Source organism: Aestuariimicrobium sp. p3-SID1156, from assembly GCF_025144225.1.
GTDB lineage: Bacteria > Actinomycetota > Actinomycetes > Propionibacteriales > Propionibacteriaceae > Aestuariimicrobium.
Genome location: NZ_JALXXB010000004.1, coordinates 170,126 through 193,107, shown reverse-complemented (window position 1 = coordinate 193,107; position 22,982 = coordinate 170,126). Strand labels below are relative to the sequence as shown.

At 66.0% G+C, this 22,982-nt stretch carries 21 protein-coding genes; 11 read left to right on the top strand and 10 right to left on the bottom strand.

Annotated features, from left to right (window positions below; genetic code table 11):
* Positions 1 to 173: 173 nt before the first annotated feature.
* From M3G03_RS07285 to M3G03_RS07275, 3 genes are all read right to left on the bottom strand, one after another.
* A complete protein-coding gene (locus M3G03_RS07285; RefSeq protein ID WP_007321353.1) occupies positions 174 to 422 on the bottom strand; it encodes a hypothetical protein in 249 nt (82 codons plus the stop codon).
* Complete coding sequence (locus M3G03_RS07280) at positions 422 to 634, bottom strand: hypothetical protein (protein ID WP_080555871.1); 213 nt, start codon at positions 632 to 634, stop codon at positions 422 to 424. Before M3G03_RS07280 ends, M3G03_RS07285 begins: the two co-directional genes overlap by 1 nt.
* A gap of 181 nt (positions 635 to 815) precedes the next feature.
* Complete coding sequence (locus M3G03_RS07275) at positions 816 to 2,252, bottom strand: recombinase family protein (RefSeq protein ID WP_070708917.1); 1,437 nt, start codon at positions 2,250 to 2,252, stop codon at positions 816 to 818.
* 14 nt (positions 2,253 to 2,266) lie between these two features.
* On the opposite strand from M3G03_RS07275, the gene M3G03_RS07270 reads away from it, so the two are divergent.
* The 3 genes from M3G03_RS07270 to M3G03_RS07260 all read left to right on the top strand — a co-directional run bounded on the left by M3G03_RS07270 (position 2,267) and on the right by M3G03_RS07260 (position 5,206).
* A complete protein-coding gene (locus tag M3G03_RS07270) occupies positions 2,267 to 3,079 on the top strand; it encodes an LLM class flavin-dependent oxidoreductase (protein WP_259809022.1) in 813 nt (270 codons plus the stop codon).
* A gap of 132 nt (positions 3,080 to 3,211) precedes the next feature.
* Complete coding sequence (locus M3G03_RS07265) at positions 3,212 to 3,829, top strand: Dps family protein (RefSeq protein WP_259809021.1); 618 nt, start codon at positions 3,212 to 3,214, stop codon at positions 3,827 to 3,829.
* Between the two features lie 135 nt (positions 3,830 to 3,964).
* Entirely contained in the window at positions 3,965 to 5,206 is a 1,242-nt protein-coding gene (locus tag M3G03_RS07260) for an MFS transporter (RefSeq protein ID WP_259809020.1), read from the top strand.
* On the opposite strand, the gene M3G03_RS07255 is transcribed toward M3G03_RS07260, so the two are convergent.
* From M3G03_RS07255 to M3G03_RS12855, 3 genes are read right to left on the bottom strand one after another with little or no spacing between them, the layout of a single operon-like run.
* Entirely contained in the window at positions 5,140 to 5,967 is an 828-nt protein-coding gene (locus tag M3G03_RS07255) for a DNA-formamidopyrimidine glycosylase family protein (protein WP_259809019.1), read from the bottom strand. The genes M3G03_RS07260 and M3G03_RS07255 overlap by 67 nt on opposite strands.
* Positions 5,960 to 6,127 (bottom strand): DUF1707 domain-containing protein, encoded by a 168-nt coding sequence (locus M3G03_RS07250; RefSeq protein WP_259809018.1) that lies wholly within the window; start codon positions 6,125 to 6,127, stop codon positions 5,960 to 5,962. Before M3G03_RS07250 ends, M3G03_RS07255 begins: the two co-directional genes overlap by 8 nt.
* Positions 6,128 to 6,178: 51 nt before the next feature.
* On the bottom strand, positions 6,179 to 8,341 hold the full coding sequence (locus M3G03_RS12855; RefSeq protein ID WP_311197505.1) for an ATP-dependent DNA ligase: 2,163 nt from the start codon (positions 8,339 to 8,341) through the stop codon (positions 6,179 to 6,181).
* A gap of 37 nt (positions 8,342 to 8,378) precedes the next feature.
* Here M3G03_RS12855 and M3G03_RS07235 point away from each other — a divergent pair, with 37 nt between their 5' ends.
* Complete coding sequence (locus M3G03_RS07235) at positions 8,379 to 9,014, top strand: 2'-5' RNA ligase family protein (protein ID WP_259809017.1); 636 nt, start codon at positions 8,379 to 8,381, stop codon at positions 9,012 to 9,014.
* A 148-nt stretch (positions 9,015 to 9,162) separates the two neighbouring features.
* Here M3G03_RS07235 and M3G03_RS07230 read toward each other — a convergent pair whose 3' ends face one another.
* A complete protein-coding gene (locus M3G03_RS07230; protein WP_259809016.1) occupies positions 9,163 to 10,542 on the bottom strand; it encodes a dicarboxylate/amino acid:cation symporter in 1,380 nt (459 codons plus the stop codon).
* A gap of 225 nt (positions 10,543 to 10,767) precedes the next feature.
* Here M3G03_RS07230 and M3G03_RS07225 point away from each other — a divergent pair, with 225 nt between their 5' ends.
* On the top strand, positions 10,768 to 11,769 hold the full coding sequence (locus M3G03_RS07225; protein ID WP_259809014.1) for a DNA topoisomerase IB: 1,002 nt from the start codon (positions 10,768 to 10,770) through the stop codon (positions 11,767 to 11,769).
* Between the two features lie 3 nt (positions 11,770 to 11,772).
* Here the strand turns inward: M3G03_RS07225 and M3G03_RS07220 are convergent, their stop codons facing one another.
* On the bottom strand, positions 11,773 to 12,555 hold the full coding sequence (locus tag M3G03_RS07220; RefSeq protein WP_259809013.1) for an SDR family oxidoreductase: 783 nt from the start codon (positions 12,553 to 12,555) through the stop codon (positions 11,773 to 11,775).
* 82 nt (positions 12,556 to 12,637) lie between these two features.
* Here M3G03_RS07220 and M3G03_RS07215 point away from each other — a divergent pair, with 82 nt between their 5' ends.
* Entirely contained in the window at positions 12,638 to 13,216 is a 579-nt protein-coding gene (locus tag M3G03_RS07215; RefSeq protein WP_259809012.1) for a TetR/AcrR family transcriptional regulator, read from the top strand.
* A 10-nt stretch (positions 13,217 to 13,226) separates the two neighbouring features.
* Here M3G03_RS07215 and M3G03_RS07210 read toward each other — a convergent pair whose 3' ends face one another.
* Complete coding sequence (locus tag M3G03_RS07210) at positions 13,227 to 14,861, bottom strand: BCCT family transporter (RefSeq protein ID WP_259809011.1); 1,635 nt, start codon at positions 14,859 to 14,861, stop codon at positions 13,227 to 13,229.
* Positions 14,862 to 15,167: 306 nt separating this feature from the next.
* Here M3G03_RS07210 and M3G03_RS07205 point away from each other — a divergent pair, with 306 nt between their 5' ends.
* The 3 genes from M3G03_RS07205 to mtnN all read left to right on the top strand — a co-directional run bounded on the left by M3G03_RS07205 (position 15,168) and on the right by mtnN (position 19,131).
* Positions 15,168 to 17,717: a glycogen/starch/alpha-glucan phosphorylase gene (locus tag M3G03_RS07205; RefSeq protein WP_259809010.1), complete on the top strand. Its 2,550-nt coding sequence runs from the start codon at positions 15,168 to 15,170 to the stop codon at positions 17,715 to 17,717.
* Positions 17,718 to 17,920: 203 nt separating this feature from the next.
* Positions 17,921 to 18,391, top strand: a complete 471-nt coding sequence (locus M3G03_RS07200) for an S-ribosylhomocysteine lyase (RefSeq protein ID WP_259809009.1) — start codon at positions 17,921 to 17,923, stop codon at positions 18,389 to 18,391.
* Positions 18,388 to 19,131, top strand: coding sequence for a 5'-methylthioadenosine/S-adenosylhomocysteine nucleosidase (mtnN, locus tag M3G03_RS07195; RefSeq protein WP_259809008.1), 744 nt, complete (start codon positions 18,388 to 18,390; stop codon positions 19,129 to 19,131). The genes M3G03_RS07200 and mtnN overlap by 4 nt, the downstream gene beginning before the upstream one ends.
* A 320-nt stretch (positions 19,132 to 19,451) precedes the next feature.
* On the opposite strand, the gene M3G03_RS07190 is transcribed toward mtnN, so the two are convergent.
* Complete coding sequence (locus M3G03_RS07190) at positions 19,452 to 20,162, bottom strand: FadR/GntR family transcriptional regulator (protein ID WP_259809007.1); 711 nt, start codon at positions 20,160 to 20,162, stop codon at positions 19,452 to 19,454.
* 162 nt (positions 20,163 to 20,324) lie between these two features.
* On the opposite strand from M3G03_RS07190, the gene M3G03_RS07185 reads away from it, so the two are divergent.
* Positions 20,325 to 21,953: an ABC transporter substrate-binding protein gene (locus M3G03_RS07185; RefSeq protein WP_259809006.1), complete on the top strand. Its 1,629-nt coding sequence runs from the start codon at positions 20,325 to 20,327 to the stop codon at positions 21,951 to 21,953.
* A gap of 75 nt (positions 21,954 to 22,028) precedes the next feature.
* A complete protein-coding gene (locus M3G03_RS07180) occupies positions 22,029 to 22,982 on the top strand; it encodes an ABC transporter permease (protein ID WP_259809005.1) in 954 nt (317 codons plus the stop codon).

Sequence of the window (22,982 nt, the reverse complement as noted above, 5' to 3'; positions counted from 1 at the left end):
CTTGCCGCGCCCGTAGGAACGAATGAGGGTCTCGTAACTCTTGGAGTGCGAAGCACGGCTACGGGCAGCCATCACGACGACGGGCAGCCCGCCTTCGGCGGGTGCCAGGCCAGGCCCTCCGGGCGGGGTCAGGTTGGTGGGAGCGGTGCTGAGGTTGCGTGCGTCGGCGTACATCAGCGACCACCGCCCCGGCCGTAGCGCTTGATGACAGCCTGATGCGTGACGCCGAGGGCGTCGCCGATCCTGGCCCAGGTCACCCCATCGGCTCGGGCGTCGGCGACGGCGATCTCGACGGCCTCCTCCAGCACAGAGCGGAGCACGCCGAGGTCGTAGAGCTGGGCCTCGGCGTCGGCGAGGGACGGGTCGCCCTGACGCCAGCGGAAGCCGGTCAAGTGATCGAAGGCGGCGGAGTTCGCGCTCATCAGCGACCACCGCCCATCACAGAGGCAACGGCGGCGCGCTGGCGCGGGGTCAGCGGAGTGAGTGCCAGGCGCTCACCGGCTCGGCGGCCAGCGGCGCGGGCGGCGGCGATGACGGGATCGTGGCCGTCTGCCTGCGGAGAAGGAGCGGAGCCCTGATCGAGGCCAGGGCGGACGAGCGCGGATGCGCGGGGAACGTCGATAACGACAGACATCGGAAGTCCTCAGACATGAGTATCTTCCGGTTCCCCGCCACGGTAATTGGGCTGTTTGACCGGCTACTCATCCGGGAGCAGAACCCCGCGCTTGTAAGTCGCGGCCCCGGTGGGATCTTCTTGTCTGCAACCATTCTTCCATGACTCGACTCACCAGTGCAATGACGAGTCGAGTCATGAGTCAGTCGCGTCTCGGCTCGATCCGCACGAGATCGGGGTCGAACTTCACGTGACCCGGCATGATGGGCTCGATGGTCACCGTCACCAGCTCGTCCACGAGCATCCGGCGACGGTCCATGTCCAACGCCTTCCACTTCGACTCGACAACCTCGCGGCGCTCCGCGGTGCCGACCGGCTCATCGACCTCCGCCAGCAGCTTCGCCGCCACCGACACCGAGCGGTCGAGCAGCTCCGCGTCGATCTCGTCGATGCGAGCCTTCACGTCGTTGATCGCCGCCGTGATCTCCAGGACCGGCTGATGGATGTCGCGCAGCAGCGGGCTCAGCTCCTTCACCCGCTCGACCAGGGCGTTCCGTTCGGTCAGCAGTTCCTCGCGATCCGGCCCGGCGGCTTCCTGCGGCATCACGAGGTCGTGCACGTCCACGGACGACAGGCGCGTGAGCACCGCCTCGGTGACCATCGCATCGACGGGCTCGCGCTGGCGGGTGAGATGGAACTGCTCGCCACAACGGTACGTCGGCTGCTTGCGGCTGTTCGTCCCCGAGACGAGCGTCGCGCCGCACTTCCCACAGAGGCCGATCGTGGACAGGAGGTACTTCGGCTGATTGCCCTGCCTCGCCGACCTCCGCACGTTGTCCTCCAGCTTCGCCACCGCGGCCCGCCACGTCTGCTCGCCGACGATGGGCGGGAACGCCTCGCCCTGCACCGGGTACAGCTCGCCGGTCTTGTAGTGGCGGATGAAGCCAGCGTAGAGCGAGTTCGCCAGCAGATACCGCACAGCATCGACGGAGAACTCCGACCCGCGGGCGGTGAGGTGGCCAGCGCTGTTCAAGTCCTCCCGGATGCGACGGATCGACAGCGACGGCTCACCGAGGAACGCATCGAAGGCCCGCCGAACTGCGGCGGCCTCCTCCTCGATCAGCTCGCCCTCCCTCGTCCAACCGAACGCCTTCCAGGTGGACGCCGGGATGCCTTCGGCGCGGCGGCGCTCGTTCGACCTGATCTGCCGCTCCGCCTTGCGTCGAGCCTCGAACCGGGCGAGAGCGGCGAGCATCGTCGCTCGGAACTCTCCGTCGGCCGTCGAGAGGTCGATCTCGCCGTCCACTGTGACGACGCGCAGGCCGAGGTCGATCAGCGTGTTGAGGTCCTTCGTGCTCCGCAGCAGTCGGTCCATGTCCACGGCGACGACCATCGAGAATCGACCTGCTCGGGCGTCGTCCAACATCTCGGCCCAGCGGGTGCCAGCTCGACGCTTCTTCGTCGCCGACACCGCGTTGTCCTCGTAGACCTCGACCACGTTCCAGTCCTTGGCCTCGGCCAATGCCCTGATCTTCCTCAGTTGTGTATCGACCGTCCAGCGGTCGCCTTTGCGGTCCATGGAGGCGCGGACGTAGGCCGCCACCTCGTTCGTCTTCCTCAGCGCTACCAGTTCGACCATGCAACCAAGCTTACGTGGACGAGTGTTGCAACCCCGACATGCGCTATGAGAACCCGCTGTATCTGGCCTCAGAGGCGTCCGCGCTCGACCTGTTGAGTGGTGGACGCCTGCAGTTGGGCGTCAGCCGCGGATCGCCCGAACCGGCGGCTGACGGCCAGGCCGCCTTCGGCTACACGCTGGAGGACGGCGAGTCCTGGAACTCGGTGACCCGGGAGCGGACTGCCCTGATCCGCCGAGCGATCGCCGGAGAGCCGGTGGCCCATTCCCAGCGGGCCATGGACTGGGGACGCGAGCCGGACCTGCCGATCGAGCCGCACTCCCCGGCGCTGGGTGAGCGGCTGTGGTGGGGAGCCGGGTCGACCCCGACCGGTGTCTGGGCTGGTCAGCAGGGGATGAACCTGTTGTCGTCGACCCTCCTGCTGCAGGATGATGGGCGTCCGTTCCACGTCCAGCAGGCCGACCAGATCGCGCAGTACCGCGCGGCTCGGGCCGAGGCCGGTTTCGAGGACGGCTCGGGTGCCGGCCTGGCTGCGGTGACCCGGAGCGCCTTCCCGCTGGTGAACGAGGATGACCACCGCTACTTCCTGCGCGAGCAGGGCAGCTCGGACGGCGTCGGGTTCCTGGATGGATCAGCTGCCCGCAGCGGGCCGTCGTATGTCGGGGAGCCGGAGGAGGTGGCCGAGATGTTCACCGCCGACGAGGCGATCATGGCCGCCGACTACGTGCTGTTCGCGCTCCCGTCCCAGCTCGGCGTGGACTACAACGTCCACCTGCTGTCGAACCTGGCCGCGATCTGGCGCGATTTGGGCTGGACAGCGGAGAGCTGACCGGATCTGGCCGGAACCTTTCGCCCCAGCGCGAAAGGTTCCGGCCCTCGCCTCCCCGGCCCCACCTCACCCCAAAGGTGACGTCGGCACAGAACTCCAGCGGGCTGGCGCTGGGCGTCCTAACGTAAGGACATGGCTACGACGAAGAGCACCCAGAAGAGCACCCCGGCGAAGGAATCGACCCCGGCGCGCAAGTCGTTCACCGTCCCAGGCGTCCCGCTCAAGGAGGGCCAGGGCCTGGCGGAGAAGCTGCAGATGCGGCTCTACGCACTCAATGACCTCCACCTCACGCTGAAGCACGCGCACTGGAACATCCTCGGCCCGAAGTTCATCGGCGTCCACGAGATGCTCGACCCGCAGGTTGAGGCTGTGCGCGCCATGGTCGACGTCATCGCCGAGCGGATGGCCACCATGGGCGTTGCCCCCAATGGCTGCCCCGGCGCCCTGGTCGAGAACCGCACCTGGGACGACTACCCCATCGGACAGGCCCAGGCCGCCGAGCATCTCGGTGCCCTCGACATCGTCTACAGCGGCATCATCGAGGATCATCGCGCCCTCATCGAGGAGTCCGAGGACATCGACCTGATCACCCAGGACATGCTGATCGCCCAGGTCGCCGAGTTGGAGAAGTTTCAGTGGTTCATCCGCGCCCACATGGAGGACGACGCCGGCAAGCTCGCCACCCAGGGCGAAACCAGCGCCGAGGCCGCGGCCAAGGCTGCCCTGGACGCCGACAAGAAGGTCGACTGACCTTCGGCCCGTCCACCCGGTCGGTGCTCGTCTGAGCACCCGCCGCTCGCCTGAACTCATCGCCTCCCGGCGCGTCCGCATGGACGCTCGGGAGGTAATTGATTGCGCTACGAAACAAAGGAATACTTCGGGGGGATGCCTCCTTCTGCTCCCCCACGCGACGCCCGCCGCGCCCGTCTGGCCGTCTCGCTGATCTTCTTCCTCAACGGCGCCTCGTTCTGCGCGATCCTGCCGCGCTACCCCGAGATGGTGCACTCCATCGGGCTGTCCAAGACCGCCTTCGGTCTGGCGGTCGGGCTCGGGCCGATCGGGGGTCTGCTCGCCGGTCTGGCGGCGGCACCGCTGATGCGCAAGTTCGGGTCCGCATCGGTCTCGGTCCTCGCGCAGGTGCTGGCGTCCACCGTTCACCTGCTGATCTACCTCTCGAACTCGTGGCTGTGGCTGGCCGGTTCGTTGATGTTTGCCTCCGCTGCGGACGCCATCACCGACATCGCCATGAACGCCCACGGCATGCGCGTCGAGCGTCGCTACGGCCGATCGATCATGAACAGCTACCACGGCTGGTGGTCCCTGGGAGCGGTGACCGGCGGACTCTTTGGCGCCGCCGCCGCGCAGATTGGGCTGCCGCTGTGGGCCCAGGGTGCGCTCGGTGTGCTGATCTTCGGCTCCGCCGCTTTGATGGGACGCCGGTTCATGCTGCCCTGCCATGACTCCACCGAACGCACCGAAGTCGCGGGGGCCACTCCCGGGTCGGCTGGCGACATCCCCGTTGACACGAGGTTTACCGGCAGGCGGGTCGCCGGGATGAGCATCCGTGCCCTGTTCCTGGTGCTTGCCCTTGGCATGGTGCTGGTCTTTGCCGGGTCCACCGAGGACGCCGGCAACACCTGGGGTGCGCTCTACATGACCACCGCCTTTGGTGCCGCTCCCTTCGTCGCCGGGCTCGCCTTCGTCGCGTTGCAAGGCGCCCAGACCATCGGACGCTTCACCGGTGACGCGGTGGTCAACCGTCTCGGCGACCGCCTGACTGCGCGGCTTGGGGCGCTGATTTCGGGGGTGGGGATGAGCTTCGCGCTGCTGTTCCCCTCTTCGGTGACCACCATGATCGGCTTCGCGATGGCCGGCTGGGGGGTGGCCACGCTGTTCCCCGCCGCTTTCCGCGCCGCCGATGACATGCCCGGATTGCCCCATGGCGTCGGGATCACCCTGGTCGGCTGGCTCGCCCGCATCGGCTTCTTCGTCAGCCCGCCCATCGTGGGCGCCCTGGCCGACGCCTTGACGCTGCAGCGGGCCCTGTGGCTGGTTCCGGTCTACGCGGTCGGGATCCTGGTCTTCTCCGGCTCGCTGTCAGGCCGCGGGGCACAGACCGCGCAGTAGTACAGCTCGCGCTGGGTCGGCGCCTTTCCGATGGACGCCTTGCGGATCGGCGCCGCGCACCTCGGGCATGGGCGTCCGGGTTTGCCGTAGATGTAGAGCGGGTCACGCCAGTTTCCGGTCGACACCGACCCCTTGAACTTCAGCGTCCCGTTGAGCAGCCGATGGGCCCGTGCCACGACCCTTGCCAGCGCGGCATCGTCGAGGGCCCCGGTGGGCGTCCAGGGGTTCACCTTCTCCAAAAAGCAGATCTCGGCCGCCCACATGGTGCCGATCCCGGCCAGGTTGGTCTGGTCCAACAGTGCCGCGCCCAACTCAGCATCGGGATGGGAGCGCAACCGACGCAGGGCCTCCTCGGCGTCCCAGTCGGACCCGAGCAGGTCGGGGCCGAGGTGCCCGACCAGGGCCTCCTCGCGGTCGGTGCGGACCAGGTTGAGCATGCCCAGTTGCCTGCCCAGCGCCACCGATTCAGCCGTGCCGACCAGCGCCCGGATCCAGGGGTCGCGCCGGTTGCGCGCGGTGACTTTCGGGCGTTCGACCACCGACCAGCGGCCCTCCATGCGCAGGTGGCTGTGCAGGGTCCAGCCGTCGTCGAGTCGATGGAGGATGTGCTTGCCGTGTGGGACGACCTCGATGGTGGTGCCTCCGCGCTTGTCAGAGGCCCCCAGTTCGCCCCAGCGCAGTTCCCATTCGGTGATCGGACGCCCGGCCAGCGCCTCGTTCAGCCTTGCCGCGGTCCGCCAGACGGCGTCGCCCTCAGGCACTCGGCCTCTGGTCGTCCGCGTCACGGGACTGGAGCACCAGTGCCTGACGCTCGTCGAGCTCGGACAGTTCCAATCGACCGGCGGCATGGGCCTCCTGCAGCGCCGTCAGGGTTACTTCTCGTTCGGCATCCCCCACGCGGATGCGCCGCTGCTCAGCCATGCCCCCACCCTACGCGGAGGGGGCTCCCACCGGGTCTGAGGCGGGCCGTGTTCACAGGTCGAGGATGTCGGCCAGGTCGTAGCTGACTGGTTCCTCGAGTTGCTCGTAGGTGCAGGACTCCGGGTCGCGGTCCGGACGCCAGCCGACCCACTGCGCGGTGTGCCGGAAACGGTTGCCCTCCATATGGTCATAGCGCACCTCGACCACGCGCTCGGGACGCAGCGGCACGAAGGAGAGGTCCTTGGTCGCGTTCCACCGGCTGTGCTGGCTGGAGGTCGGCGTTCGCTGGGCTTCCTCCCCCGCCCACGACCACGGATGGTCCTCGAAGCCGGTGACCAGCGGCTGCAATTCCTCGAAGAGCTCACGGCGTCGTTCCATCGGGAAGGCGCCGATCACCCCGACCGAATGCAGTACCCCCTCCTCGTCATACAGCCCGAGCAGCAGGGAGCCGATGGCGTCCTCGGTTTCCTTGTAGAGCCGGTAGCCGGCGACCACGCAGTCGGCGGTGCGCTCGTGCTTGAGCTTGTACATCACCCGCTTGTCCTCCTCGTAGAGCAGGTCGAGCGGTTTGGCGATCACCCCGTCCAGCCCGGCGCCCTCGAACTGGGTGAACCAGTCCTTGGCGAGTTCCTCGTCGCGGGTCGCGGGGGTCAGGTAGACCGGCGGTTGCGCGTCCTTGAGCGCGTCCTCGAGTGCCTGGCGGCGTTCCTCGAAGGGCCGCACGGTGTAGTTCTCCATCCCGATCGCCAGCACGTCGAAGGCCACGAAGCTGGCCGGAGCCTCCGTGGAGAGCTTGGTGATGCGGCTGGCCGCTGGGTGGATCCGCTGCTGGAGCAGGTCGAAGTTGAGGCGGTCACCGGACTCGGGGTCGATCATGATGATCTCCCCGTCAATGCAGCAGTGCTCGGGGAGATGTTGCTGGATCGCCTCGACCAGCTCGGGGAAGTACCGGGTCATCGGACGCGAATTGCGCGAACCCAGCTCGACCATGTCACCCGAGCGCCAGATCAGCGTGCGGAAGCCGTCCCACTTCGGTTCGAAGAGGCAGGGCTGCTTGGGGAACTTCTTCACCGGCTTGGCCAGCATCGGGCCGAACGGCGGGGTGATCGCGGTCCCCCAGGCCGCATTGCGCTCGGCCTTGGGGGCGAGGTACTCCTCCTCGTCGCGGTCCTTGCGGCGCTTGCTGGGCTGGACGCGCGGGGGTTCGCCGGGCATCTTCGGATAGTCGGGTGGGAAGTTCAGTTCGCCCAGGCCGCGTTCCAGGTCGGCCTCCCAGAGGGCGAGGGCCTTGGTGATGTCACCGGGGTGCTGGTCCATGTCCTGCCAGGCGTTGCCGTGCTCTGCCAGCCACGCAGGAACGCTGCGCACCGTGAAATCACTGGGGACCACCTCGCCCAGGGCGTCCCAGTGGATGGGCATGGAGACCGGCGCCCCCGGCAGCGGACGCGGGCTGTAGGCGGCGGCGATGGTGCGGTCGCGGTTGGCCTGGTTGAAGTCGACGAAGACCTTCTCGCCGCGTTCCTCCTTCCACCAGCTGGTGGTGACCAGCTCGGGCATGCGGCGCTCGAGTTCGCGGGCAATGCCGATGACGCCGTGCCGGACGTCCTGGAACTCATGCGTGGGCGTGATGCGTGCGAAGACGTGCACGCCGCGGTTGCCGGAGGTCTTCACGAACGGCGTGTAGCCCAGTTCGGTCATCACCTCGCGTAGCCCGAAGGCAGCTTTGACTGCGTCGTGGAAGTCGCGCCCGGGCTGGGGGTCGAGGTCGATGCGGAGCTCGTCGGGGTTGTCGACGTTGGCGGTCCGGACCGGCCAGGGGTGGAAGGTGATCGTGCTCATCTGCCCGGTCCAGGCGAGGGCGGCGGGTTCGTGGAGCACGAGTTGGGTGTGACGGCGCCCGGAGGGGTAGGTGCACATCACCGTGCGGATGAAGTCCGGCTTGCCCTGGGGCGGGCGCTTGCTGAAGAACTCCTCCCCCTCGATACCCTCGGGGAAGCGCTGCAGCGTGATCGGCCGGTCGCCGTTGGCCAGCAGGAAGGGCTCGGCGACCGCGAGCAGGTACTCGACGAGCTCGCGCTTGGTCACCGGACGCCCATCAGCCATGCCCTCGGCCGGCCAGAGCACCTTGTCCGGGCTGGAGAGCTTGACCGCGCGCGTGCTGCCGTCCGTCTCCCTGCCACCGGGCGCGGGAATCTGGAGCATCTCGTCTGCCATGCCCCGAGCCTAGGGTGGTTGCTGCCACGATGGGCCCATGAGGATCGACATCGCCGCTGGCCTGACCGAGATGCGCAGTCACTGGGACTCCTCCGACCCGCAATGGCGCCCGGGGATGCGCAAGTATGCCTTCCACCTGACCATGCAGCAGGCACCGGCCGTGCAGCAGATCTCCGAGGACGCCCACCGCGCGCTGGCCGGCTTCGAGGGTCTCGACCCGGTCGAGACGCCCTGGCTGCACCTGACGATGAGCGGGCTCGGCGCCACCGAGCAGGTCACCCCTCCCCAACTGGACGCCATCGGCGGGCTGGTGTTCGAGCACTTCGCGGCGCTCAAGACCCCGCGGGTCGAGTTCGACCACCTGCGGGTCGAGGAGGAAGGGGTGCTGCTGGCCGCCGAGCGTTCGGACTGGCTGATGCAGCTCAACCAGGTGCAGCGTGATGCCATCGACGAGGTGCTCGGAGCCCGCGAGTGGCGTGACTTCTGGCCGCACGTGAGCCTTGCCTACTGCAGTGCCCCCACCGAGGCGACCGCCGTGAAGGACGCGCTGGGGGCGGTGGCTTCGGGCGTCCCGGAGAAGGTGGAGGCGGTGCCCACGCTCACCCTGATGCAGCTGCGGCGCGAGAACCACACCTACCAGTGGGACGTCATCCGGGAGCAGGCTGCCGGCTGACCGCCCCGAGCGGCAGCCCCTCGACCCCCCCCGCGCGACGCAAACCACCCCATCTTTGTCACACCTGCCTGTCATTGCAGGCAGGGCTGACAAAGATGGGGTGGTTTGCGTGAGAGGTGGCTCGCGGGGGTGACCGCGAGCCGAGAACTCAGGCGGTGGCGGGAACCGCGTCCACCCGCAGCTCCTCGGTGGCGTCCGAGGGCTCAGTACCCAGGATCTTGTTGCGCGCCGACACCAGCACCGGGACCAGGATCTGGCCAGCCACATTGGTGGCCGTGCGGGCCATGTCGATGATCGGGTCGACGGCGAGCAGCAGACCGACACCCTCCAGCGGGAGGCCGAGGGTCGACAGGGTCAGCGTCAGCATCACGATCGCCCCGGTCAGGCCCGCAGTCGCGGCCGAGCCCACCACCGAGACGAAGGCGATCAGCAGGTAGTCGGTGATACCGAGCTGGACGCCGAAGAGCTGGGCGACGGTGATGGCCGCCAACGCGGGGTAGATCGCGGCGCAACCGTCCATCTTGGTGGTGGCACCCAGCGGAGCGGCAAACGAGGCGTACTCACTGGGCACGCCCAGGCGGATGGTGGCCGCGCGGGTCAGCGGAAGGGTGCCGACCGAGGAGCGTGAGACGAAGGCCAGGGTGATGGCGTCCCAGGCGCCGGCGAAGAACTGACGAACGCTGAGTCCGTGCAGCTTCAGCAAGATCGGGTAGAGCCCGAACATCACCAGGGCGCAACCGAGGTAGACGTCCAGGGTGAAGACGCCCAGCGGGGCGATCAGGTCCCAGCCGTAGGTGGCGACGGCCTTGCCGATCAGGGCCGCCGAACCGATGGGGGCGAGCAGGATGATCCACCAGACCAGCTTTTGCAGCACCTCCAGCACCGACTCGCTGAACTCGATGAAGGGGTCAGCCTTGGCGCCCACAGCCAGCGCGGCAGCACCCAGCGCGATGCCGAGCACCACGATCTGCAGCACGTTGAAGCTCAGGGTGCTGGTGATCTGCACGGCCTGGTCGGTGACCTCGCCCTTCGACGAGACCGCTGCGCCCAGGAAGTTGCTGGGGACGATCGAGGTGAGGAAGTCCAGCCAGCCGCCCTGGGTGGAGACGGCCTTGGCGCCCTCGGTGCTGATGGACGCGCGGCGTCCGGGGTTGGTGAGCAGGCCCACCGCGATGCCGATGACGACGCTCAAGAGCGAGGTGATTGCGAACCAGACCAGGGTCTGAACGGCGAGGCGGGCGGCATTGGTGACCTGGCGCAGTCGGGTGATGCTCACGACGAGTGCGAACAGGACCAGGGGCACCACGACGACCTTGAGCAGCTGGACGAAGCTGCTGCCGACGATGGTCAGGGTCTCGGTGAGCCAGTCGAGGGAGAACTGGCGGGCGATGAAGCCGAGGAGGGCTCCGACGACCAGACCGAGAATGACCTGCGCCCAGAAGGGGAATCGCTGCTTCTTCGCGGGGGTGGCGTCGCTTGCCGGTGCGGAACCGTCCGCGGGCAGGGTGGATTCAACAGAAGTGGACATGGAGCGACAACTTTCAGAAGAAAAGGGGGGACGAGCAGGGGGGTTGAGGCACGGCCTCACGAACACCGGCAGCTGTCATGCATGGCGAAGTCCACGAAGAGTCGGCGCCACAGACGCATCCCTTTTCCCCCTTCGCCAGTGGTTGTCCTTGGCTACAACCGTCCCCTGGGGCGATCTATTCCGCGAATCCGGGAAGAATCCGGCAAGCGCCGTTAGCGTGTGCGCATGGCACGCCTGCGAAGGGTCTCACCCTCCATGCCCGGCTGGACGCGCAAGGGCGCCGGCAGGGGGTTCAGTTATCGCGACGAGCGCGGCCATGCCCTCGCCACGGAGCACGTCGAGCGGGTCCAGTCACTCGCGATCCCGCCGGCCTGGAAAGATGTGTGGATCTGCCCGCTGCCCAACGGCCACCTGCAGGCCACCGGCACCGACGCTGCCGGACGTCGCCAGTACCTCTACCACCCGGACTGGCGCACCAAGCGGGATCGCTCCAAGTTCGACCGGGTGACCGAGGCCGCCACCCTGCTGCCGACTGCCCGCAAGCAGATTCAGAAGGACCTCACCGGAGAGGGCATGCCGCTGGAGCGGGCCTGCGCCACCGCCGTACGCCTCCTGGACGTCGGCTACTTCCGCATCGGCAACGACGCCTACACCGACGCCAACGGTTCCTTCGGGCTCACCACCCTCGAACGCCAGCACGTCCGCGCCCGGGGGAACGCGCTGGTGTTCAGTTTCGTGGGCAAGTCCGGCATTGCGCACTCGATCGAGGTCGACGACCCGGACGCCGTCGCCGCGCTGAACACCATGCGCCAGCGCAGTGACGAGGACCAGCACCTGCTGGCCCACAGGGAGGGACGCACGTGGCGCCGCATCCAGGCGTCCGATGTGAATACCTACCTCTCGGAGCTGTTCGGTGGCAGCATCACCGCCAAGGACTTCCGCACCTGGCATGCGACCGTGATCGCGGCCGAGGCGCTGTCGCTGAGCGAGGAGAAGGGCGACAGCCAGGCGTCCCGGAAACGTGCGATCAAGCAGGCGGTGCTGGAGGTCTCGAGCTATTTGGGCAATACGCCGACCGTCGCCCGGTCCTCCTACATCGACCCGCGCATCATCGACCACTACGAATCAGGGGAGACGATCGCCGAGGCTGCCCGCAAGCACCATCGCAGCGCGAAGGCGCGTCAGGACGCCCTGGAGAAGGCAGTCCTCGAATTGCTCACGGAGTGAGGGTCAGCGGGCCCCACGTCGCAGGACCGCGCGCGGAACCAGCGGCAACAGGCCCATCAGGGCGCGGTAGGGGCGCCCCGGGTAGACGATGGCCTGACGACGCGCGAAACCGGCCAGGGCATCCTCCGCACAGCGTTCGGCGCTGACCTCGAAAACCGGTGGGAGCCCCTTCAACCCATCGGCAGCGCCTGCTGCCACGTCGAACTCGGTGGGCACCGGTCCGGGGCAGACCTGGGTGGCGACGGCCCCGGTCCCGACCAGCTCCATCCGCAGGGATTCCATCAGACCATCGATGAAGTGCTTGCTGGCCGAGTAGGTCGCTGCCTCCTTGATGGCGACGTGACCGGCGCCTGAACCCATCGTCAGGACTCCGCCGCGACCGCGGGCCACCATCGACCCGAGGAACTCATGCGTGAGGTGCAGCGGGGCCAGGACGTTCACGTCCACAACGCGCTCGAGTCGGTCCCACTGGGCGTCGGTGAAGGCGGCCTGGTCGCCGACACCGGCGTTGTTGACCAGCACGTCCAACTCCCCCACCGCCTCGCGGACCTCGGCGACCACGCGCGACCGCTCCTCCTGGCGGGAGAGGTCGGCGGGCACGAGGTGCACGGCCAGTTCCGGGTGGGCGCTGCGCAACTCCTGCGCGAGTTCCTCCAGCCTGTCCATGCGGCGTGCGACCAGCACGAGAGCGGACGCGTCGCGGGCGAATCCGCGTGCCAGCTCCCGCCCGATCCCGCTGGAAGCGCCGGTGACGAGAATCGATTGCCCCGCCCACCATGGTGTCATTGCGGCTCCAATGTAGTCACTGTCTACTTGCTTGCACCCAGTCTGCGGCGCGAAGGTAGACGCTGTCAACATGAGGAGTCAGATGCCCTACCATCACGGCGACCTTCGCACCGCACTGATCGAGGCTGGACGCGACCACCTGCGCACCGAGCCGCGCGACACCCTGAGCCTGCGCACTCTGGCGCAACACCTGGGGGTGAGCCACGGGGCACCGCGCCGCCACTTCGCCACCCGCGAGGAGCTGCTGGTTGCGGTGGCGGCGGAGTGCCTGTCAGAGCTGGTCGAGGCCCAGCGGACGGCCGTTGACCCCCAGGACCCCCCGCACCGTCGGCTCATCGCGGTCGGCATGGCCTATGTGACCTGGGCCGAGCAGCACCCCCATGCCTTCGCGCTGGCCTTCGACCCGGCCATCAACAGCTCCGGCAATGCGCCCGCCGCCCTGGCGGAGGTGGTCGCCGTCCATGCGGAATGGTTCACCGGCCTCGTGGCGGCGACCATCGAGGAGGGGGTGCTCAGCCCCGGCATCCCCGCTCCGGTCCACTTCGCGCACCTGTGGGGGGTCGTCCAGGGCCTGGCCGTGCTCCGACAGGACGCCCGCCTTCCGCGGGAACTCGTCCTTGCTGCCCTGCATGCTGCTCTCGGACTGCCGGAGCCGGCCTGACGCCTGGAGCTCAGCGGGAGGCCGTAGTCGCCCCGTCGAGTTGCTCCTCCACCACAGTGGTGATCTGGCGCTCCAGTTCGGCGGCGATGACACGCTCCTGGGCCGCCACTCGCCGGCGGTGCTCCTGGTGGAGGGCCTTGATGGTGGCGATGCTGGTCAGCACCATCACCACCGAGAAGGGCGCGGCGACCAGGATCGCCATCGTCTGCAGGGCGCTCAGGCCATCGGTCAGCGCACCCTGACGCGAACCGACCCACAGCAGGGCTGCCGCGATGGTTCCCTGGGCCACGGCCCAGAAGACGCGCGAGCGCAGCGGCGGGTTGGGGTTGCCGCCGTGGGCAATCATGTCGACCACGAAGGAGGCAGAGTCCGAGGAGGTCACGAAGAAGACCACGATCAGCAGCATGAACAGGCCGATGAGCACCGTCGAGCCGGGCAGCGTCGCCAGCAAGTCGAAGAGGGCACTCGTGGTGTCGACCTCCCCATCCTTGCCCACAAGACCGCCGCCACCGCCGACCTCTCGCCACAGGGCAGTGCCACCCAGCACCGAGAACCAGAGGAAGGTCAGCAGTGTGGGAACGAGCATGACGCCGAGGATGAATTCGCGCACGGTGCGACCGCGGGAGATGCGGGCGATGAAGACGCCGACGAAGGGCGACCAGCTCATCCACCAACCCCAGTAGTAGGTGGTCCAGCCGCCCAACCAGGCCTCACCCTCCTCACCGCGATAGGGCATGGTGCGGAAGGAGAGGTGGATGAAGTTCTGGATGTACTCGCCCAGCGACTGGACGAACTCGCGCAGCACAAAGAGGGGCTCGCCCAGCAGCAGCACGGCGATCATCAGGATGCCGGCCAGCACGAGGTTGCTGTTGGACAGCCACTTGATGCCGCGGTCCAGGCCGGAACTCACCGAGAGGGTGACCATCGCCGTGATGACGGCGACCAGGATTACCAGCAGGCCGATCGACTGCTTGACGACGCCCAGGTGCTCGAGGCCGGCAGCGAACTGGGTCACGCCGAAACCGAGCGACGTGGCCACACCGAAGAGCGTGCCCACCACCGCGGTGATGTCAATGACGTCGCCGAGGACGCCCTTGACCCGATCTCCGAAGAGGGGCTCCAGCATCCAGCGCATCGACATGGGCCGACCCTTGCGATGAGAGGCGAAGGCCACGGCCAGGCCGATCACGATGTAAATCGCCCACGCATGGACCCCCCAGTGCAGGAAGGTGGTCGTCATCGCCTCCTGGGCGCGACCGGGCGCGTCCTGGGCCCGGCTGCCGGGAGGGGGGGAGGCGAAGTGCACGAGCGGCTCGGCGACACCCCAGAAAACCAGGCCGATGCCCATGCCAGCGGCAAAGAGCATGGAGAACCACGTGAACAAGGAGTAGCGGGGTGCATCCTCCTCCCGCCCGAGTTTGATCTCGCCGTAGCGGGAGAAGGCGGCATACAGCGCCACCGCCACGAATCCGACCACGATGAGCACGTAATACCAGCCCAGCCCATTGACGACCGAGCCGTTCACGGTTGTCAGCAGCCGCTTCAGGGAGCCGGGGATGATCAGCGCCGCGGCAACGAAGATCGCGATGATCCCGGCGCTGGGCCAGAAAACTCGAGGGGAAACCTTGTTCAGTTGGTGGTTCATGAAGTCCTAGGTGGGTTTCGGGCAGGAACAGCCGCTGATTAGCGACCAGGACGGGCGGGGCACGCTGCACCGCCGCTCCACCCCATCACGGCTCCCCCACCGGAATCAAAAAGACCGCCTCCTACGGCCGCCGGCACGAAGGTCGGGCCTGCGGGGTTCCCCACACACCGGAGCACCGGTTCAGGTGGCAGAAGGTCTCAACGCATGGAAAACTGGGCGGTACCGGGACGGGCGGCGGTGCCACCGGAGCGCGCACCGTGCTCCAGGACCTTCGCCCCGCCGATTCGATGCGAAGGAAAGCCCACTGTGACCATCTACTCCAAGCAGGACCAGGCCCCAGCCGACGAGTCTCCAGTCCGCAAGGTTGGTGATCTCGGGCCCGGGGGTGATGTCTCCCACCCGATGGCCAAGGGACCGGTGGTGTCCCCGCTCCACACCGTTGACGGCTTCGTCAAGGAGTTCCTCCGCGAGCTCAACTACGGCCAGGGCGTCGCCCTGAGCCGCTCGAACGTCAACGACCAGTACCTGGCCCTGGCGCGTACCGTGCGCCACTACATGATGGCCTCCTGGCTGCAGTCGGGTGCCCGCTACCGCGAGGCCGGCGCCAAGACCGTTAGCTACCTGTCCGCCGAGTACCTGCTCGGCCGCCAGCTCAACAACGCCCTGCTCGCCACCGGTCTCAGCGAAATCGCCGAGGAGGCCATGGCCCAGTGTGGTCTGGATCTGGCCACCCTGCGCGCCCAGGAGGTTGAGCCGGGCCTGGGCAACGGCGGTCTGGGACGGCTGGCGGCCTGCTTCATCGACTCCCTCGCCACCCTCAGCATCCCGAGCATCGGCTACGGCATCCGCTACGAGTACGGCATCTTCCGCCAGACCTTCGTTGATGGACGCCAGGTCGAGCAGCCTGACAACTGGCTCTCCCTGGGCGCTCCCTGGGAGTTCCCGCACCCGGAGGCCTCGGTCACCGTCAACTTCGGCGGCACCACCGAGAAGTATGACGACAACGGCGTGGAGCGCTCCCGTTGGCTCCCGAGCTGGGACGTCCTGGCGGTGCCCTACAACTACATGGTTCCCGGCTACCAGAACGACAGGGTGAACACCCTGCGCCTGTGGTCGGCGACGGCGACCCGCGCCTTCGACCTGCAGATCTTCAACTCCGGCGACTACGCCGACGCCGTGCGCGCCCAGACCTTCGCCGAGAACATCACCAAGGTGCTCTACCCCGAGGACTCCACCCCCCAGGGCAAGGAGCTGCGCCTGCAGCAGCAGTACTTCTTCGTGGCGGCCTCGCTGCGCGACTTCATCGACTCACTCGGCCCCGACTTCGACCTGCGCAAGCTGCCCGAGCGCATCATCTTCCAGCTCAACGACACCCACCCGGTGATCGGCATTCCCGAGCTGATGCGCATCCTGGTCGATGAGGAGAAGATGGACTGGGACGAGGCCTGGGAGGTCACCCGCAACTGCTTCGCCTACACCTGTCACACTCTGCTGCCCGAGGCCCTCGAGGTCTGGTCCACCGAGCTGATGGGACGCCTGCTGCCGCGCCACCTGGAGATCATCTACCGCATCAATGATGAGTTCCTGGCCGAGGTCCGCGCCGCCTACCCCGGTGACGAGCTGCGCGCACGTCGCATGTCGATCATCGCCGAACACCCCGAGCGTGCGGTCCGCATGGCCTACCTGGCCACCATCGCCGGTTCCAAGGTCAACGGTGTGGCTGCCCTGCACAGCCAGCTGCTGCGCGACAAGGTCCTGCCGGACTTCAGCGAGATGTGGCCGGAGAAGTTCACCAATGTGACCAACGGTGTCACCCCGCGTCGCTTCGTACGCATCTCGAACCCGGCGCTCTCGCAGCTGATCACGACCACCATCGGCAAGGGCTGGGTGGCCAACCTCAGCCGTCTGGCCGAGCTGGAGTCCTACGCCGGTGACGAGGACTTCCGCCAGGAGTTCTCCGCCGCCAAGGCTGCGAACAAGACCCGCCTGATCCGCCTGCTCGCCAAGCGTGACGGCATCATCCTGCCCGAGGGCCACCTGCTCGACGTCATGGTCAAGCGCCTGCACGAATACAAGCGGCAGTCGCTGAAGCTCCTGCACGTCGTGACCCTCTACGACCAGATCATCTCCGGGGACAAGTCGCCGGCCGACATCACCCCGCGCACCGTGATCTTCGGCGCCAAGGCCGCCCCCGGCTACCGGATGGCCAAGGAGACGATCTTCCTGATCAACAAGGTCGCCGAGACCATCAATGCCGACAAGCGCGTCGAGGACGTGCTCAAGATCGCCTTCCCGGCGAACTACAACGTCACTCTGGCCGAGAAGCTCATCCCGGCCGCGGACCTTTCGGAGCAGATCTCGCTGGCGGGCAAGGAGGCGTCCGGTACCGGCAACATGAAGTTCGCCCTCAACGGTGCGCTCACCATCGGCACCGATGACGGCGCGAACGTCGAGATCCGTGAGCTCGTCGGCGATGAGAACTTCTTCCTCTTTGGCATGTCCGAACCGGAGGTCTCGGAGCTGCAGACCAAGGGCTACGTGCCCTCCAAGGTCTACGAGGAGAACGAGTCGCTGAAGCGGGCCATCGACCTGCTCGCCAGCGGTCACTTCACCGGTGGCGACAAGGAGGCGGCTGCTCCCCTGGTGTCCGACCTGCTCTACAACGACCGGTTCATGGCGCTTGCCGACTACCAGTCCTACATGGACGTCCAGTCCGAGGTGGAGAAGGCCTTCGCCGACAAGGACGGCTGGACCGAGAAGGCCATCCTCAACGTGGCCCGCTGCGGTTTCTTCTCCTCCGACCGCTCGATCGAGGACTACCTGGATCGCATCTGGCACGCCAAGCCTGTTCGCTGAGGAGAACGTCCCCTCCCCGGGTCCCGCTGATCGGCTCGGTCCGGACGACTCCCGCCGTGGCCCCGTCACCTTCCAGGGTGCGGGGCCACAGCCTCAGGGAGAAGCTTCCCCACCATGTATGGGGCAGTACTCCCCTCGTCAGGTCCTCGACGCGAGGGCCGCCCCAGGTGCAGGTGCTTGGCTCCAGCAGCTAGCGTTGACCCATGGGCCAGATGAATGTCGAGAGCTTCAACCTCGATCACCGCACCGTTCTCGCGCCGTACGTGAGGGTCGCTGACACCAAATCGCTGCCGGGCGGGGACGTCATCACCAAGTATGACGTCCGCTTCTGCCAGCCGAACCGTGACCACCTGCCGATGCCGACGGTGCACTCCCTGGAGCACACCATGGCCGAGAAGATCCGCGACCACGTCGACAATGTCATCGACGTCGGCCCGATGGGTTGCCAGACCGGCTTCTACGTCACCGTCGTGAACCAGGACGCCCTGGGCGGTATGCCTGCCTTCCTCGACACCCTGGCCACCACCCTGCAGGACGTCGCTGACGCCACCGAGGTCCCGGCTGCCAACGAAACCCAGTGCGGTTGGGCTGCCAGCCATGACCTGGCCGGAGCCCAGGCCGCGGCCCGCGCCATGCTCGAGCGTCGCAGCGAGTGGGAGCAGGACCAGGCGTGAACCTCGACCCTGAGCTCGACCACTCCCCCCTCGGTACGGATGCCGAACCCGACGACCCACGCATCCCGGTCCAGGCGGTCATCATCGCTGCGATGGCCCCGGAGATCGAGCCCTTCGTCGAGCGCTCCGAGGAGCAGGGCGAGGCCTTCCAGGTCGGCGGCGCCCTCATGCGCACCGCCGCCCTGCGCGACCATGACGTGGTGCTGGTCCACAGCGGCATCGGCACGGTGAACGCCGCCTCGGCTGCCGTCGCGGCCCTGCACCGCTACCTGCCCGATTGGGTCATTTCGGTCGGCTCGGCGGGCGGCATTCGCGGCAAGGTCGGCATCGGCGACGTCGCCGTGTCCACCTCGCTCCGCTACTCCACCGCGGACGCCGTGGGCTTCGGCTACGACATGGGCCAGATTCCCGGCATGCCGGCCAGCTTCAGCTCCGATGCTGCCGCTCGCAGTGCGGTGCAGGGCGCAGAAGGCGTGGTCGCCGGCCCCTTCGCGTCCGGTGATGTCTTCGTGCAGGGGCCTCTGCTGGACGCTGTGCTGGCCAACTTCCCCGACGTGATCGCTGTGGACATGGAGTCGACCGCGATCGCCCAGGTGTGCCACAGCTACGGCGTCGGTTTCGTCTCCGTGCGCGGGATCAGCGACCTCTGCGGTCCGGCGGCCGCCGAGGAGCACGAGCAGCGGGTGGGCAATGTCTCCGAGCGCGCCGCCGACATCGTGGTGGCGCTACTGGATGGCTGAGGACGCGCGCAACGCCGAGCTCCTGGACTGGGTCGCGCAGCCCAGCGTGAGACGCTATGTGATCCCCATCACCGATCATGATTTGGTGTTCGGCATCTAGCCAGGAAGGGGTCTAATCCTTTGTGCCGTTGGGTGAAGCTCGGTGGCGCGGCGGACTCGCTCGCCACCACGCCGAACCCGGGCAAACACCCAAACGGAAGTGGCCGCCACGCAGTACCGCCCAGTCATTGACTCAAGCGCAACGCGCGCGTAAGAACGCCTCCGCCCAGACCACCTGATGGGTAGCGGTCACGTCACGATGTCGCTTCCAACGGCCCGGATCATGGGTTCTCCGCCGCTGGTCTAGACATGCCGAGGCGGTCTCGGAGGTTGTCGAAGTGCATCTGCATGGCGGCCCGAGCGCCGCGCGGGTCGCTGGCTTCGACGGCGAGCAGGATGGAGTGGTGACGATCTGCGACGGCTTCTGCTGCGCGACGGTTGGCTTGCACCGGGGGCATGAGTTCGCTGATTGTGTCCCACAACGCGCTGAGTACTGCCATCACCACAGGGTTCTCGAGTGGCTCATAAAGGGCCAAATGGAAGGCGCGGTCGGTATCCAGATTGATATGTCCGCTCCGGGCCTCAGCATCCATCTGTTGCAAGAGCTCGATCAGCTTCACCCGTCCTGGCCTGCATCCGTTGCCCGCCAGTGCCGTGACGAGTCCGAGCTCCAGCGCTTCACGCACCTCCACGATTCGGCGGAGACCATCTTCGGGGTCCTCAGCCAGACGGGCATGGAAGAGCAGCTCGGTGTGCAGTGACCGGAGGGTCAAATGTCCCACCGAGGCCCCACTCCCGTGGCGCACCTCGACGATGCTGGTCGCCTCCAGCTCGCGCATCGCCTCACGCAGGCTCGTGCGTCCCGCGCGAAGCAGGTCAAGCAACTCCGCCTCGGACGGAAGAGGATCTCCCGGGCGTAGGCGTTCGTCCAGTATGTAGCGAATTAGAGAAGCCGCCGCATCATCACGTTTTGACTTATGAGTGAGCGTCACCCTCCCAGACTACCAAGACATAGTATGACTTCTACCCCTTGACGACGGTGATCATATCTGTTGTACTCAAGGTGAGCTTCAGCGCCGCTGCTCCCTGATTGAACGAGGCCATCAGCGCTGAATGGTCCAAGGAATCAACGCCGATCCCTCTCAGGAGTTTCCATGCAGTTCTCCCGCCGCACTTGTGTCTCCGCCCTCATGGGGCTATCTCTTGTATCCGTCGGCTGCAGCGCTCAGCCTGACTCCCAGACCACCGGCTCAACCGGCGCCAACGGTGGGCAGTCGGGTGGGGACAACTCGACCATCAATGTCGTCGAGAGCCTCGGCCAAGGTGCCACACTCGACCAGATCGGCACCCCATGGTTCAATTCGGGCGCCCTGTCCCAAGCTGTCATGTTCCGTGGTCTCTTCCGCGCCGAACCCAACCTCACTGATGTCAAGGACGATCTAGCTGCTAGCTCCGAGCTCGCCGAAGACGGCAAGACCTTCACAGTCACGCTCAAGGATGGCCTCAAATGGTCGGATGGCAAACCCATCACGGGTGACGACGTGGCCTGGTCCCTATCGACGATCTTGCGCGCCGCGAAGGCCAACGCGATCTATGTCACGGCGTTCAAGCAGATCGAGGGGGCCCAAGAGGTCATCGGGGGTAAGACGAGCGATCTGAGCGGAGTCAAGGTCGACGGACAGAAGGTGACGATCGCTCTAAGCAACCCCGTTGGCGACCTGAAGCCGGTGCTGGCGCAATTCATGATTCTCCCAAGGCACGCACTTGAAAAGTCCGACCCGTTGAAGATGGACACCGACGCGTATTGGAGGAAGCCGATCACATCTGGCCCCTTCGAGGTGGGACAACTGAGCCAGGGTAACTTCATCACCTTGGTCCCCAACCAGAACTACGAGGGCGCCAAGCCGAGCATCCAAAAAATCAACGTAGTTCGCAGCACGGACCCGGCATCCGATGCAAAATCCGGGAAGCTCGATTACTTCGCGACGAACGATCCAGAGATCATCAAGGCGATGGCCGAAGTCGACACGTTCACCGATAACCCCGTCGACGTACTGTTCTACCGATATTTCGTGTTCAACCTCTCTGACAACTCCAACCCTATGACAAACGTCAAGGCACGCGAGGCCCTCCGGTACGGCATTGATTGGAAGAGTTTGGTAGGTGGCCTTTACCCGAATGTTGGCAAGATAATCGCCTCTGGTGTTCCCGAGGGGATGGAAGGGCATGACACTACAATCGAGCAGTACACGTTCGACCAAAACAGGGCCAAGGAACTCCTTAAGGAGGCCGGTGTCGACATGAATCGGACACTGCGCCTGCGTTACTATTACGATGACCAGACCTCCATCAATTTCATGACGGCTGTCGCGCAGCAATTGATGGAGCTCGGCATGAAGGTTGAGGTGCTCAAGTTCCAGGGTGATGCAACCTCGGAGCTCTACTCCACGCGCAAATATGACATTGCTTTCAAGGGACTATCGGCCTTTAGTGTCGGCGAGTGGTACTCCGAGTACTCCAACAATCCGACCTTCGGGCAAATTATAGGTGCGCAACCAGAATTTGACGCACTTAACGCCAAGTTGAACCAGACGGTAGATCAGGGTGAACGCCAGAAGATCCTAGGCGAGTTGCAAAAACTCGAGCAGGACAAGCAGCTCAAAATGCCACTTTATCGCTTGCAGCAACACGTGTTCGTCAGCAAGCGCATCAACGGTACCGCCAAGTTTGGAAATCCGCTGTATATCTACGACAACAACTTCGCAAAATGGAAGTTGTCCTGACCTCGGGGCGCGGGTCGGCTCGTTGATCCGCGCCGGCGATGTGAGCCTGCTATCTGATGCAGATCGGAGTGAGCGGTGATCACCTTCCTCATTAGACGGATTTTGATTCTCGTGCCCATGGCCCTATTAATCAGCATGCTGATTTTCTTTGCGATCCGCCTTTCCCCCGTGGATCCCATCCTGTACATGGTGCCTCCGGATGCGGCCAACGATCCGGCCAACCTGGAACGACTGCGTGAATCACTGGGCCTCAACGCCCCCTTGCCCATCCAGTACTTACGTTGGCTGGGCAACATGGTCACCGGTGACTTTGGATACAGCATTTCCTCGGGCCAGAGAATCTCGGACATACTTGCGTTACGGTTGCCCGCGACCCTTGAGCTGGTGGGGCTGGCCATGCTACTCTCCACCACTATCGCTCTGAGTCTAGGACTCTTCGCCGGCGCAAAGCCCGGCGGAATCGCTGACAAGCTCGCGCGAACGATCGCGGTGATCGGCATTGCTGTGCCGGACTTCTTCTTTGGCATAGCCTTGTTGCAAATTTTCTCGTACCGCCTCGGCTGGCTGCCCGCGGGTGGCCGAATGCTTCCTGGCCAGATCACTTTCCTGGATCGTCTGCCACAGTTAGTTCTACCCGTAGCCGCCCTTACCTTCGGCATGCTTGCCGTACTAATCCGTTACACCCGAAACTCGGTCCTCGACACCATGGGCAAGGAATTCGTGAAAACAGCGCGCAGCAAGGGCGTCCCAGAATGGAAGGTGTTGTATGGCCACGTCTTCCGGAACTCCTTGGGACCTGTGATGGTGATTCTGGCCTTCCGTTTGCCTCTGCTGGTCGGCGGATCGGTGCTCATCGAAACGATCTTTCGTTGGCCCGGCATTGGACACACCGTGGTCTCGGCGGTATCGAGTTCGGACTATCCGGTAATTATGGTGACCAGCATGCTTATTGCGCTCATGATCTTGTTCGCCAGCTTCCTGATCGACGTCGTCAAGTCCATTCTCGATCCCCGCGTGCGACTGAGCTAA